13 protein-coding genes are annotated in these 14039 nt (G+C 61.1%); 8 read left to right on the plus strand and 5 right to left on the minus strand.

Annotation, left to right across the window (positions count from 1 at the left end; genetic code table 11):
• Positions 1-10: 10 nt before the first annotated feature.
• Positions 11-1582 carry an ATP-dependent protease ATPase subunit HslU gene (gene hslU / locus ACP_RS12655; RefSeq protein WP_015897722.1) on the plus strand — a complete coding sequence of 524 codons (1572 nt, stop codon included), beginning with the start codon at positions 11-13 and terminating at the stop codon, positions 1580-1582.
• A 24-nt stretch (positions 1583-1606) separates the two neighbouring features.
• Here hslU and ACP_RS12660 read toward each other — a convergent pair whose 3' ends face one another.
• A complete protein-coding gene (locus ACP_RS12660) occupies positions 1607-2539 on the minus strand; it encodes an IS481-like element ISAcp2 family transposase (RefSeq protein WP_012680514.1) in 933 nt (310 codons plus the stop codon).
• Between the two features lie 231 nt (positions 2540-2770).
• Here ACP_RS12660 and ACP_RS12665 point away from each other — a divergent pair, with 231 nt between their 5' ends.
• The 4 genes from ACP_RS12665 (at position 2771) to ACP_RS12680 (ending at position 5820) form a co-directional block, all read left to right on the plus strand.
• Complete coding sequence (locus ACP_RS12665) at positions 2771-3181, plus strand: YidH family protein (protein ID WP_015897723.1); 411 nt, start codon at positions 2771-2773, stop codon at positions 3179-3181.
• Positions 3182-3852: 671 nt separating this feature from the next.
• Positions 3853-4239, plus strand: coding sequence for a hypothetical protein (locus ACP_RS12670; protein WP_041839558.1), 387 nt, complete (start codon positions 3853-3855; stop codon positions 4237-4239).
• 91 nt (positions 4240-4330) lie between these two features.
• Complete coding sequence (locus ACP_RS12675; protein ID WP_015897724.1) at positions 4331-4777, plus strand: hypothetical protein; 447 nt, start codon at positions 4331-4333, stop codon at positions 4775-4777.
• Positions 4778-4836: 59 nt separating this feature from the next.
• Entirely contained in the window at positions 4837-5820 is a 984-nt protein-coding gene (locus ACP_RS12680; RefSeq protein ID WP_015897725.1) for an IS1595 family transposase, read from the plus strand.
• 171 nt (positions 5821-5991) lie between these two features.
• On the opposite strand, the gene ACP_RS12685 is transcribed toward ACP_RS12680, so the two are convergent.
• Positions 5992-6768: a DUF3800 domain-containing protein gene (locus ACP_RS12685; RefSeq protein ID WP_041839559.1), complete on the minus strand. Its 777-nt coding sequence runs from the start codon at positions 6766-6768 to the stop codon at positions 5992-5994.
• Positions 6769-7221: 453 nt separating this feature from the next.
• Between ACP_RS12685 and ACP_RS12690 the strand changes: the two genes are divergently transcribed.
• The gene (locus ACP_RS12690) at positions 7222-7737 is read left to right on the plus strand and encodes a hypothetical protein (protein ID WP_148215151.1); all 516 of its coding nucleotides are present in this window, start codon (positions 7222-7224) and stop codon (positions 7735-7737) included.
• Positions 7738-7852: 115 nt separating this feature from the next.
• Here ACP_RS12690 and ACP_RS12695 read toward each other — a convergent pair whose 3' ends face one another.
• Entirely contained in the window at positions 7853-9682 is a 1830-nt protein-coding gene (locus tag ACP_RS12695) for a peptide-N4-asparagine amidase (RefSeq protein ID WP_015897728.1), read from the minus strand.
• Positions 9683-9812: 130 nt separating this feature from the next.
• Here ACP_RS12695 and ACP_RS12700 point away from each other — a divergent pair, with 130 nt between their 5' ends.
• On the plus strand, positions 9813-11288 hold the full coding sequence (locus tag ACP_RS12700; protein WP_238525557.1) for a glycosyl hydrolase family 79 C-terminal domain-containing protein: 1476 nt from the start codon (positions 9813-9815) through the stop codon (positions 11286-11288).
• A 57-nt stretch (positions 11289-11345) separates the two neighbouring features.
• Here ACP_RS12700 and ACP_RS12705 read toward each other — a convergent pair whose 3' ends face one another.
• Together ACP_RS12705 and ACP_RS12710 are read right to left on the minus strand one after the other, a co-directional pair.
• Complete coding sequence (locus ACP_RS12705) at positions 11346-12686, minus strand: Nramp family divalent metal transporter (RefSeq protein ID WP_015897730.1); 1341 nt, start codon at positions 12684-12686, stop codon at positions 11346-11348.
• Positions 12687-12761: 75 nt separating this feature from the next.
• Positions 12762-13436 (minus strand): metal-dependent transcriptional regulator, encoded by a 675-nt coding sequence (locus tag ACP_RS12710; protein WP_148215153.1) that lies wholly within the window; start codon positions 13434-13436, stop codon positions 12762-12764.
• Positions 13437-13536: 100 nt separating this feature from the next.
• Between ACP_RS12710 and ACP_RS12715 the strand changes: the two genes are divergently transcribed.
• Positions 13537-13989, plus strand: a complete 453-nt coding sequence (locus tag ACP_RS12715) for a hypothetical protein (RefSeq protein WP_238525558.1) — start codon at positions 13537-13539, stop codon at positions 13987-13989.
• Positions 13990-14039: the final 50 nt, after the last annotated feature.

The raw sequence follows: 14039 nt of genomic DNA on the forward strand, positions 1-14039 counted from the left end.
GCACGCCCTCATGGCCATCTATCTACCCGGCACGGCCGAAGATCAGGAGCTCGCGCTCGATGAGCTCACCCCCCGCGAAATCGTCGGCGAGCTCGACAAGTATGTCGTCGGCCAGAAGGCCGCCAAGCGCGCCGTCGCCATCGCCCTGCGCAACCGCATGCGCCGCCAAAAGCTCACGCCCGATCTCGCCGATGAGATCATGCCCAAAAACATCATCATGATCGGCCCCACCGGCGTGGGCAAAACCGAAATCGCCCGCCGCCTGGCCAAGCTCACCAACTCGCCCTTCCTTAAGGTCGAGGCCTCCAAGTTTACTGAGGTGGGCTACGTGGGCCGCGATGTCGAGTCCATGGTGCGCGACCTCGTCGAGATCGCCATCGACATGGTGCGCGAAGAAAAGCTCGAAGAGGTCGAAGACAAGGCCGAGCTCAACGCCGAGGAGCGACTCCTCGATCTCCTCCTGCCGCCGCCCGCCACACAGACCCCCGCCGCCGCGCCCGCAGGCGCCGGCGAAACCCCGGACGCACACGGAGCCATCATCCTCCCGCCGCCCGCCGCCTCGGCCACGCAGGAGTCACAGCAGCGCACCCGCGAAAAGCTCCGCCAGCAATTCCGCGAGGGCAAGCTCGATGACCGCATGGTCGAGCTGGACGTGCGCGAGCGCGGTGCGCCGTCCTTTGAAATCATCTCCAACCAGGGCGTCGAAGAGATGGACATCAATCTCAAGGACGTGTTGCCCAGCATCTTTGGCCAGCGCACCAAAAAGCGCAAAATGAAGGTCGCCGAGGCCTTCGAATATCTGGTGCAGGAAGAGGAAAGCCGCCTCATTGACATGGATCAGGTCACCCGCGCCGCCGTCGAGCGCGTCGAGACCTCCGGCATCGTCTTCCTCGACGAAATCGACAAGATCGCCGGTCGCGAAGGCGGCCACGGCCCCGACGTCTCGCGCGAGGGCGTGCAGCGCGACATCCTGCCCATCGTCGAAGGCACCACCGTCAACACCCGCTACGGCATGGTGCGCACCGACTACATTCTGTTCATCGCCGCCGGAGCCTTCCACGTCTCCAAGCCCAGCGACCTCATCCCTGAGCTGCAGGGCCGCTTCCCCATTCGCGTCGAGCTGCAGTCGCTCACCGTCGAGGACTTCATCCGCATCCTCACCGAGCCCAAGTCCTCCCTCGTCAAGCAGTCCACCGCGCTGCTTGAGACCGAAGGCCTCAAACTCGAATTCACGCCCGAGGCCATCGCCGAGATGGCGCAGTTTGCCTTCAGCGTCAACGAGACGACGGAGAACATCGGCGCGCGCCGCCTGCACACCATCATGGAGAAGGTGCTCGACGACATCAGCTTCCTAGCCCCTGACCTCATCAAGCACGGCAAGGGCAAGTCCGAGGCCGGAGTCGTCGATCTCGCCGCCGCCGCCAACGGCCACGCCGAGATGGCGCCCATCGCGCCCCTGCCCGTCATCGAGCGCGAAACCCCCGGCGGCACCGAGTTGGTCGCCGTCGTCGATCCCGAATACGTCAAGCAGATGGTCGCCTCGATCGTCAAAAATCAGGACCTCTCGCGCTACATCCTCTAAACCATCCCGGGTGCCTGTAGAAGGTCAAGAGGTTGTTCCTTCTTGGGATCGGCTGCTTGGCGGTTTGTAGTTGAGGCTACCATGAGGTCTTTCGTGGTTGTAGTAGTGGATCCAGGACTGCAAGTGTTGATCTCTCTGGCTGGAGTCGGTCCAGTGTTTGGCGTAAGCCCATTCGCGCATGGCTGTCTGGATGAAGCGCTCGGCCTTGCCGTTGGTTCTGGGGGTATAGGGCCGAGTGCGGCTGTGTTTGATGGCCATCTGCTGGCAAGCCTGACGGAACTGGCGAGAGCGGTAGCTGCTGCCGTTGTCGGTCAGCAGCGCGCGGATGCCGATACCATGGCTGGCGAAAAACTCAACCGCCGCGTGCAGAAAACCGATCGTGGTTTCCGCCTTCTGATCGGCCAGCATCTGGGCGAAGACCATGCGCGAGTGATCGTCGACGGCCACATGCAGAGCCAAAAAGCCCGGGTGTTCCTTCTTGCCCCGCAGCCTGCCGTCGCCGCGCAGCGAGACCTCGCCGAAGCGCGTCATGCCTTTGATGTCCAGATGCAGCAAGTCGCCTGGAGCGGCATGCTCATAGCGAACCACCGGCGGAGGCGGGTTCAGATCGCGCCATCGGCTCAGCCGCGCGCGCCGCAAAATACGGCTCACCGAAGACACGCTCACAGCGCTGCGCCGGGCGATCTGATACCCCGGCATGTAACCCCGCCGTAGCTCAATCACACTCAGCCGCAACGCCTCCGGCAAGCGCCGCGGGCTGCGATGCGGACGCGAGCTGCGGTCCCGCAAGCCATCCGAACCCTCGGCGCGATACCGGCGCACCCATTTGCCGGCCGTCTTTGCGCTCACGTTGAAGCTGGCCGCGGCCAGCTTCAACGTGCACCCGGTACAAATAACTTTTCTCGCCAACTGCTCTCGACTGTAAGGCGTTAGACGAGCATTCTGGTGAATGTCCATTCGATCTCTCCGAAGACTCTGCTTGTTCGCCACAAACAGCTTCTCCGCGAAATTTCGAATGGACAACCTCTTGAAACATCACAGGTGCCCCACGTCCATCTGCCCGGACGTGGGATTCCCTCATCCCATCGGGCAACGCCCGATGCCCCATGCAAGCCTGAATTTAGCTTGAGTGAATCGTTCCCTTCGGATCCTCCTGCCGCAGCTTCGGTTACTCTCATCTGATAGCTCATGCAGCCATCCGCACCCAACCCAAAGCCAGCCAGCACCAGCGATTATCTGGCGGCCGAGCGCACCCTGCTCGCATGGATCCGCACCAGCCTCGCTTTCATGGGCTTCGGCTTTGTCGTCGCCCGCTTCGGGCTCTTTCTGCGCGAGCTTCGCTCTCCGCTCGGCGGCCTGCCCGGCCAGTCCACCGGAGCCTCCCTCTGGTTCGGCATCGCCCTCATTGCCTCCGGCGTGCTCATCACGGTCTTCAGCGGAGCGCACCACTTGCGCCTCATCCGCGCCCTCGGCCGTGGAGACGCCGCCGTGCCGCGCTCCACCACTCTCGCCGCCGCGGTCGTGGTCCTGCTCACCCTCGTCGGAGTCGGCATCGCCCTCTACCTCTTCCACTTCAATCTCTCGCTCCACCACGGATGACAACCCACCCCGCCTGAATCTCGAACAGGCGTCGGGTCATCACGAAGCGCCGGGTGCCCTGTCCAGGCTCCGCCTCGGCGGGATCAGAAACTCTTCCCTCCGCCACGCTCCGGTCCGATCCGCCTGCCCTGCTGGAGCAAAGTACGCTATGATCTCGTACACAGAAACGGGCGAAGAATGGGGTCAGGTCACTTTGTCCACGCCCAATCGGATAGGTATCGAAAAACGCCCTTCCCGCCAGCAGCACTCGTCCGTTCGCGCATCCTCCCCATCCCACTCAAACACCCTCGACCCGTGCGGGTCGAGGGGCGCCAAAGGCGCGTGTGCCTGGACGGCCAGTCCCTTGCCGGTAATTTCCCCTCCCTTCGATAAAATGGAATTAGAAGCTCAGGAAAAGACCGCCTTCCATCCGGTCTCTTTCTGAGCTTTTTCCCTTTTCAGCAGGTTTTAGAGGGGGTTAATTCGCGTTGATTCTAAAGGACTTGCCAGCCTAATGTCCGGTAAGTCAAGCAATATCAATCGGTTACAAGGGCAACAATATAGTTGCTACACCTGATTGGTGGTAAATATTGCTAAGGAGAGATTGTAGGGAATAAGGCATTTTCTCCGTTGGTGCGCACGGCATAATCTTCAGACTTGATAGTCGAATTCAAAATCGGGGAGAAGTGAAAATGGCGGACAGTTTCCGTTGGGTAGAAGCCCGGGCGAAATGCTCGGCCCTGCATGTGTTTAGTGAGCTCCTCCTAGGCGTCGAAGAAGACGTTAAAGCGATAAACGAGACGGATGCAGTTAAGACAAAGGCGCGTCCCTCGCTGGCGGTAATGCCTAATACAGACGGGAATTACTTTGTGGTGTTTCACTCCGGAAATGCCGCAAACAAGGTGGAGTTTAGGTGCCATCAGGACTGTATTAAGGTTTCGCGGGGCGACCGGGAATTTATTGTTACCCTCACCCTCGACAATCAAGGGCAGTGCAGGCTTCGGATAGACGGCGGAGAGAATCTGGAGCAGTGGCAGGTGCGCCGGACGATGCTGGAAGATCTCTTCTTTCATGCGTAGCCTCCCACGGGGCGGTTCTAGGAAAAGTCCGCGAATCGTAGGTTTTTCGTGGCTTTGGTGTTACCGGTAATAGCGGAGGGGAGAACCCAAGATGGAATGGACAGCAGAAGCGCTGAAGGTCTATGAGGAAAAGCACCGCCGCGAAGCGATCAAAGACGAGATTTGCGTATTGCGGGGACAAATGAGGAGAGAACAGGCTCCTGGGCGCTGGATTGACCTTTCGGGGCAGTTGCGGGCGTGCGTGGTAGAACTCAACCGGAAAGCTGGGCGCACAATTATTTCGGACCAAGCGACACACACGAAGCAATACGTTTTGCGCTGCGAGGAGAGCGGTGCGACGTTGAAAATAGACTTCCACCCTGAGATGTATCGGGTAAGCATCGATGGACTTTCCCAGCCTCGCGAATTTGAACTTACCATCCGGACAAAGAACGGCAACGACACAGCCGTCTGGATAGACCGCCAGACAGGGATGGAAGAGTCAGACCGAACGATTGCCGAATCAGTCATTCTGGAATTCCTTACAGTCTCAGCCTAGACTCCCTGTAGCTTTTATACTTGACACACCACGCATATCTAAATACAGTTATTTACGCTATGAAATCCAGAGATGAAATCCAATCGCCCAAGAGTCTGTTAGAGGCTGCGCGGTATTTCGAGAATTCCGATGTGTGCATGGAGTTTGTCGCGGCGATGCGCTGGCCGAATGGCCCGGTTTGCCCTCACTGCGGGAGTGCTCGGTATTCGTTTCTGACCACCCGGCGCATCTGGAAGTGCAAGAGCTGCCGGAAGCAGTATTCCGTGAAGTCAGGCACCATTTTCGAGGATTCCCCGATTCCGTTGGACAAATGGCTGATGGCTGTCTGGCTGGTCGTCAACTGCAAGAATGGCGTTTCCAGCTACGAGATTATGCGCGCCGTGAAGGTCACTCAGAAGTCTGCATGGTTCATGCTGCACCGGATCCGGCTGGCGCTCAAGAATAGCTCATGGGAGAAGCTGGGCGGCCGCGGTCATGGCCCGATTGAGATGGATGAGACTTTCGTGGGCGGCAGAGCTCAGAACATGCACGCCTCGCGGCGGCGGCGTCTACAGGAAGGATTGAGAGGCCAGCATAAGACCGTGGTGGTGGGTATGCTGGATCGAGACGCGCGCCAGGTACGCGCAAAGGTCGTACCGAACGTGAAGCGCGAAACCCTGCTCAATGAGATTTTGGAGAACATCAACCGGAAAGCCACCATCTACACCGACAACGCCACCGCATACGACGCGCTCAAGGTCCGGGACTTCGTACACGAAACCGTAACCCATATCGAAGAGTACGTCCGGGGTGAGGTTCACACTCAGGGGATAGAGAACTTCTGGAGCCTGTTGAAGCGCGGAATCAAGGGCACTTACGTTTCCGTCGAACCCTTCCACCTTGACCGCTATGTGACTGAACAGGTCTTCCGGTTCAATAACCGGGCGACCAAAGGCAATCCGCTCGACGATGGCGACCGCTTCATGCTGGCAGTATCGCAGATTTCAGGCAAGAGACTGACTTACGCAGAACTGACCGGCAAGGTGCAGGAAACGGCCTTCTAATCCCTATCGCCGGAAGCGTGGTCCGAAGAGGAAGTCTTAGCCTCGCGGCCCCTCTCCTGCTTCTCCGCTTCTATCCGCCTTTGCATCTCTTCCTTGGACACGCCGAGGATATCCCGCATTGCCTGCGAGAACTTAGCAAACTCCGGGCTGTCAGGCGGTGTCTTCATGGCTTTATGATACTCCGCGGCGTCGCTCCACTGCTCGCACATTGCAGAAGTGCCGTAGGTCTTCAGCGCTGCATCGGCCCCATTGTCCCTGATCTAGAGCGCCTGCAACAGCGCGGAATGATTTCCTGTAGCGCGCTACCTCTTCCAAAACCTGAGCATCACCGAAATCATCAAAAGCCTTTCGCATCTCATACGCTGCCAAGTCTGCGGCCTGAAGCGGCAACAGCCCACGGATTAGACTCCCGTCCTTTGCTATTCGGTCCTTGCCGGGAAAGAAAACGGGCGCGGCGTAGCCGTCCGATTCCAGCAGCCAGCTAAGACGACCGCGCTCGTCGCCATCCTCAAAAATATGGTGGACGCCGTTCTTATCCCCTCGCTCGTCCAGCCAGTGACGGACCTGAGAAACGCAGATGCGACCACACAGCGCGTACTCGTTGCCGTAATACTCCCGAACCTGAAATTCTTCGTTCACCCTATCGAATACGTTTCGTTCGACCAGGCAAGCAAACCCCGCCATCGCGTTTCGGCTAATCGCCGCAACCAGACGCTGAATGAATTCCGCGCGTTTGCCGTTTTCCCCTTTCCACCCTTGCGAATATGCGCCAACAGAATGAGCAAATTCTTTCATGTGGAAGTAGGGAACCTGAAACTCTTCCAGTATCTGATCCCATTCGTAATCGAACTGCTCCCAGCGCTCACCGCTCGACAGCCATCCGGAAACCGCAACAGAACCGCCGGAACCCTTACCGTTATGGCTGCAATCGAAATAAGCCGTCATCATCACGAAAATTGATTCCCGCCACCGACGCAACGCCAAGGCACCAGTAATACCCCTAGAGCCAGAACAGGGTTGTTTTCCTCGCCTTGGCTCCGAAATTTTCTCCGCTCCCAGCATAACGCCGTGATTCTCTCACGGGCTGCCGGATTTACCCCGATTTACAGCTCAAAACACCGCCTTTTCGCGTCCTTTTTCACCAACCCCAACCCCAAAACCGCTTCCGCAAATACCTCAACCCGCTGATTTCAGGTGTGGCAAGTATATTTACACCGTTACAAGACGTTAATGGGAGTTTTTTTTATGGCTATGCGGTGCCGTCATATCAAGGCGAGCGGCGTTCAGTGCAACGCCTATCGCGTCTGGAAAGAGGACTACTGTTTCTTCCACCTGCACCATCGCAGACCGGCCCCGCCGGTCATCCGAAACACTGAGGCGCCCCCGCCACAGCAAGGCCCCGTGCCCATTCCTCTTCTCGAAGACATGACCTCGGTGCAGCTCACCGTCACCCATGTCCTCAGCGCTCTGGCCGCTGGCACGATCGACTCTCGCACCGCCATGGCCTACATCAGTGGCCTCCGCCTCGCCGCCCGCAACATTGCCTCCAATGCGCTCGACCCCTTAACCACCGTCGAGGCCTTCGTGCAGTATGAGAATGGCGACCTCCTCGGCCCGCTCGAAACGTCCCCTGAAGAGGCCACGGCGCCACCCCAGTACGACTCGGCCCTCCACGCCATGAGCTATCTCGTCCGCCGCCTCGAATATGAGCAGAAGCTCCGCTACTATCTTGAAACCGGCGAAGATCCCCCGGCCGATCTCGTTCCGCCCGAGCCGCCCCGAAACCCATCTCTTCTGGACATGATCAAGACCAACCTGCAGTCCAGATTGGAGAAAGGCGAACTCAAAGCACCGCGCAAAGAGCCGGAAAACCTGGTCAACGAGCTGTTTGCACAACCCGGCCGGCACGCCCGCTAAGTCTCCATAACCCTCCCCCGCACAGGCTCCTGGCGCCCCCTGTGCGGGGATGCATGATCCCTCCCGCGCCTCTCTTCTCTTTTTTCTCTCCTGCACACCCATGCCATTCCGGCCGCTACTGCGGCGGCAGCAGCCACGGGTCGTCCGGGCTTGAGGCGCTCCGCAGCCGGTTCCCATGGCCGGGGCATCCCTGCCCCCGATGCATTGCCGTCAGCCGCCCATGGCGCGAGGCGAGTGTCGCCCGGTAGCAGCTTCCCAGCGTATCCCCAAACGTCACTGATTCCCGCGCGGCCTCCCGGTAATGGAAGCGGCTCCGGTCCAGAGGCGGCGAAATCGTCTCCCCATAGGTATGGTCTTCGGTGACGAGCATCTCTCGCAGATGAGCCGCATACGGGCGCTTGCCCGCGCGCGCGGTGCGCAGCGTGATCGCGTGCCCCTGCTCGACGGCGACGCGCGCCGTGAAGTCCTGCCCCGTCGTGATCATCCTCTTGCGCGCTTCCATTGTCAGAGGGTCCTGCTGGGTCAGAGTCATCGTGCTCAGCGCATGGCCGTTCCGGGTGCGCCGCACGCTCATCGAGACTGCCGTCCTTTGCCGGATACTCTCGTGATACCGCCGTGGGCCCGGACGCGCGAACGTCTGCAGGTTCTGAAAGTCCTCACTGTATTGCACTGTCGTTACCACCGCGCCGCGCGGCGTCTCGAGCACCCCGCGCAGCGTGTATGCCTGCTGCATCCGCGTGTCGAGCGTCCCCACGGTGCGCCCCCGTGCATCGGGATGCAGCGTGCTCCGGGTGTTTAGCCCCGCAGGTTGCTGCGGCGTGAGGGTGTCTTCGAGCAGGCGGCCATGCAACTCGTCCGCATGCGCATCCCGGTAAAGAAGCAGGTTACCGGCCACGTTGAAGAAGTGGTGAGCCCCGAGCGCGCGAATGGCGACGGTGTGGGGCTGCCCGTCGTCCAGCAGACCCGCAAACGGTGTCAGGTCGACTTGAAAAGGCAGGAAGTTGGTCGTCTGCAGAGCCGGAATCGGGAGCCAGAGGTGCGGCTCGATTCCCCCGGCAAAGATCCATGGATAGACCGGCGCAAGCCCCGCCGCCCTGCCGTCCACGAGCACTTCCACGCCGCGGAAGCTGCCGCCATCGCAGGCCTCAAAGGCTTCGAGCGAGTAGTTGCGGGTCTCTGCAAGGTACTGCTTGTCCACGCAGGTGTACCAGCGCTCATCCTGCGACTGGCTCTGCGCGATGACATCGAGCCGCGCCCGCACGACGTTGCGCGGAAAGGTGAAGCGGCGTGCCAGTTGGTCCGCCGGCGTCTCAAGAGCCGCCTCCTGCCCGGCGGGATTGGCGCTCATCGAGTAGACCAGATCGGGTACGCGCGGTGCGGCCTGCCCCTGGGCCAGCGGATAAAAGAGCAGGCGAGCGGTGACGTAAATCGGCTCGTCAGTGGAGGGGCTGATCCAGTTGTTGAGGATGATCTGGCCCGATTGCGGCTTCTGAAAGATCGCGCTCAGGCGGGTGAGGTCGCGCGCCGCCTGCCAGCGCTGCGCCTGCCCTGGCTCGGGTTCCATGGTGGTGCCGAAGTAGAGATTGACCCCTCCCATCCACAAAGAGACCGTGCGGTCATACTGCCGTCCGGCGGGGATGGAGAAACCCACGGTGAGGATGACCTTCGCCCACGGCCCCGCGCACTGCGCAGGCGGCGTGAAGTGAAACCGATGGGCCCGCGCCACCATGGACGCGCCATTGCCGTGGTCGTCAAAGGCATCGTGATGCAGCAGCGTCACCGCGCATGGCGTGGTGGAGGGGCGCGGCACGGGCGGCTCCGCCGACGCGACGAGCCGGGAGCCGATCTGAAACGGTAATTTGGGAGCCGTCTGGCCGGAGGTAGCCGTAACCGGCAGGCAGGCAAGCAACACAGCAAACAGGAAGATCAGGCGAGCGGGCTTCATGGCAGATTTGTGGCCGTGGCTTCGGCAAACGGGCGGGCGAAAGAGCCACCGGCGACGGCTCAAGTGTAGCAAGCCGCTCTCGCTGCCCACGGTTTGCGCGAGGACAAGCGTTTGTGCTCGAATGGCTGCCATGAAACGGCGTGCATTTCTGCAGTCTTCTTTGATGGCGGCGGGCGCAATGGCTTTTGCCCGCGGCGGACTGGCTCAAACGGCTTCTCAAACAACTTCAAGCCCGGTGCGTGTGGGCCTGAGCGTCGATGCCTCTGCCTTGGGGCACACGATTCCACCGGACTACACCGGCCTCAGCTATGAGCAGGCCCAGATGGCGAACCCGAATTACTTCTCGGGCGCCAACACCCAGCTCGCGGGCTTTCTGCGCACGCTGGGCCGTCAGGGCGTGCTGCGCATCGGCGGCAACACGAGCGAGTACACCTTCTGGAACCGTCACGCGAAGCCCACGGCTGCCGACGAGCATCTGGCTGCCGGGCCCGACAAAGGCCACCATGCGGCGGCGCGCGAGGTCATCACGCCGGAAGCGGTGAACAACCTCAGCGAGTTCCTCGACAAGACGGGCTGGAAACTCATCTATGGCCTCAATCTGGGCAAGGGAACGCCCGAGAATGCCGCCGATGAAGCCGCTTACGTCATGGAGACGATTGGCGCGGACCGGCTGCTCGCCTTCCAGCTCGGCAACGAGCCGGACCTCTTCTACCGCAATGGCATTCGCCCGGCGAGCTATGACTTTGCCGCCTACGCCGGGGACTGGCAGCGCTTCTTCACGGCCATTCGCAAGCGCGTCCCCAACGCGCCCTTCGCCGGACCGGACACGGCCTACAACACCAAGTGGCTGGTGCCGTTTGCGGACAAGTTCAAGCACGATGTGAAGTTCATTTCCTCGCACTATTACGCCGAGGGTCCGCCGACTGACCCGAGCATGACGATCGAGCGGCTGATGAAGCCGAATCCTCGGCTGCTCGGCGAGACTGCCGGCCTCAAGCAGGTGGAGGCCGACACGGGGCTGCCCTTCCGGCTGACGGAGACGAACTCCTGCTACCAGGGCGGCAAGCAGGGCGTGAGCGACACCTTTGCCGCGGCCCTGTGGGCGGGCGACCTGATGTATCAGCAGGCTGCGGCTGGCAGCACGGGCATCAACTTTCACGGCGGTGGCTACGGCTGGTACACGCCCGTGGCCGGCACGCCGGAAGACGGCTTTATCGCGCGGCCGGAATACTACGGCATGCTGCTGTTCGCCCAGGCCGGCGCAGGGCAACTGCTGGGCGCGAAGCTGACGGACAACAGCGCGGCCCCGCTGCTGACGGCGTATGCGCTGCGCGGCACCGACGGCCGCACGCGCATCGCGCTCTTTAACAAGAATCTCGATGCGGATGTGGAAGTCGCGATCTCTGGTGTGGCCTCACCCTCCGGGACGGTGCTGCGGCTGGAGGCTCCGCGTGCGGATGACACGACGGACGTGACCTTTGGCGGCGCTCCGGTGGGCGCAAGCGGAAGCTGGTCTCCGCTAGTGCAGGAGTATGTGCCGGGGCATAGCGGCCAGTTTGTCCTGCACATGCGCAAAGCCTCCGGCGCATTGCTCGAATTCGCATAGTCCCGGCCAAATCACAAAAGGCCCGGACCGATGGCTCGGGCCTTTCTGTTTGCGGAGTCAGCCGCCTTGGACGGTGAGCACGAGCAGCCACACGTTGAGCGCGGCGATAAAGAACGCCGAGGTCCAGGCCAGGTAACGGAGCCATGGGCGGTTGACGAACTCGCCCATCCGCTTGCGGTCGCTGGTGAAGGCCACCAGCGGGAAGACGGCGAAACTCAACTGCATGCTGAGGATGACCTGGCTGAAGATGAGCAGGTTGGAGGTGCCCTTTTCGCCATAGAGGGCCGTCACAATCACGGTGGGCACGATGGCGGTGAGGCGCGTGATGAGGCGGCGCAGCCAGTCGGGGAGGCGGATGTTGAGAAAGCCTTCCATGACGATCTGGCCGGCGAGGGTGCCGGTAATGGTGGAGTTCTGCCCGGAGGCGAGCAGCGCGATGGCAAACATCAGACTGGCCGCGCCAAAGCCGACAAGCGGGCTGAGCAGCTTGTAGGCATCGCCAATTTCGGCGACCTCATAGTGGCCGGTGCGATGAAAGACGGCGGCGGCCACTATGAGAATGGCCGCATTCACAAACAGCGCAAGCGTGAGCGCGATGGCCGAGTCAACGTTGGCATAGCGGATCGCCTCGCGCTTGCCGCCCGCGGTGCGCTCATATTTGCGGGTCTGCGCGATGGAAGAGTGCAGGTAGAGGTTGTGCGGCATCACCGTCGCGCCAAGAATCGAGATGGCAATGTAGAGCATGTCTGAGTTGGTGACGATGGCCGCGTGGGGCAGCAAGAGGCTGGAGACGAGCCCGTGCCAGGTCGGGTGTGAGACCACGATTTCGATGGCGAAGATGGCCGAGATGGTTCCAATGAGCGTGATGACGAGGGCTTCAAGATAACGGAAGCCGCGATGCTGCAGCAGGAGAATGAGCAGCACATCAAAGCCGGTGATGAGCACGCCCACGATCAGGGGAATGCCGAAGAGCAATTGCAGCGCAATGGCCGAGCCGATGACCTCGGCCAGGTCGCAGGCGGCAATGGCAATCTCGGCAAAGAGCCACAGCGCATTGGAGACAGGCTTGCTGTATTGCTCGCGGCAGGCCTGCGCGAGATCGCGGCCGGTGGCGATGCCGAGTTTGAGCGCGAGGCTCTGGAGCAGAATCGCCAGCAGGTTCGAGACCATGATGACGAAGAGCAGCGTGTAGCCGTAGCGGGAGCCGGCGGCGAGATCGGTCGCCCAGTTGCCGGGGTCCATGTAGCCGACGGAGATGAGGAAGCCGGGGCCGAGGAAGCCGAGCATACGCAGCCAGAAGAAGCGCGAGCGCGAGATAGGGACCGTCGCGTTGACCTCCGGCATGGAGGGACGGAGGACGGGCGTCTCGGGCGCTTTCTGGAGGGTGGTCTGAGGCATACGCCGGCTGGAAATCTCCTTAGCGTTAGTATGCCACAGAAATTAACTATGGTTAATTAAGATGCTTTGCTATCGTCAGGAGGATTTTGAGGCCTTTTTGACCCAGACCCTCTCTGCTGCCGGGCGGCCGAGCGTGGCCGAGCCTTTCGGCGTTTGGATGACGATGGTCTGGTCGTAGTTGTGTGCGAGCACCTGGAGGGTGGTGCGCGGCCCAATGCCGAAGCCGTGCAGGAAGCGCAGCAGCTTGGGGTCGCGCTCATAGAGGCTGATCACAGAGTAGGTCGCGCCTTCTGAGGTCTCGGAGAGTGGCAGCAGGCCCTTTTTGCGGCGCTGCGCTGGGCTCTCGGGCAGCATGGAGTTGCCGTGGGGGCACGTGCCTTTTTCACCGAGCTTTTCAATCAGCTTGGCTTCAAATTCGTCAGAGACAGCATGCTCCAGGCGTTCGGCTTCGTCGTGGACCTGGTACCACTCCATGCCGAAGATCTCAGAGAGCATGCGCTCGATGAGGTGGTGACGGCGGGCGGTGCGCAGCGCGGTCTGCTTGCCGAGCGCGGTAAGGCGAATGATGCCGTCCGCCTTGACATCGACAAATCCATCGCGTTTGAGGCGTTTGAGGGCCATGGTGACGGCGGGCGGTGAGACGGAAAGCCAATGCGCAAGCGTGACGGGCTGCACGGCCTGCCCTTCGGACTCGGCCTCGAGGATAGCTTTGAGATAGTCTTCTTTTGAGACGGAGATGGTCGCGTTCATCTGGGTTTCATCGTAAGCCGATGGCCGTTTGCTGGCCAGCGGTTCCATGTAGCGGGCAAGCGAAAAGCCCGCCAAAGCGGTACGCGAAGAGGTGAGAAGGATGGGATCGACAACGAATCCCGGAGAAGTGCAGCAGGAGATGCCCGTGCCGGTCGTAGCAGCGCGCGGGCGATGGGTCATGGGCTGGAGCAGTCTGGTGTTCGCAATTCTGCAGAGCGCCTGCACGGCGGTGATGGCCGCGAGTGGATTGCGGCTGCTGATTGGCGTGGGCGCATCGATGGCCGCCAGCGGCTTGTTGCCGCTGGAAGAGCTGCATACGGACTGGCTGCGGATTCCGATGGTGTTGCTGGCAGTGGTGGGATCGCTGGTGAATCTGTACGTGATCTGGCAGATGCGCACGCTGCGCGCCCGGCCGTCGTCGCAATGGCGGATGCAGCCGGTAACCGAAAAGCAGAGGCGCAGCGAGCGGCTGCAAATTGTGCTGGCGGTGGTGACGCTGATTGTGGTGGCACTGGAAGAGTCATTCCACATTCATCTCTTTCATCACGGATAGAGATGGGCCGTCCTCAGGATGAGCCCGAATCGGCAAGGCTGAAGCGCCTT

Source organism: Acidobacterium capsulatum ATCC 51196 (assembly GCF_000022565.1).
GTDB lineage: Bacteria > Acidobacteriota > Terriglobia > Terriglobales > Acidobacteriaceae > Acidobacterium > Acidobacterium capsulatum.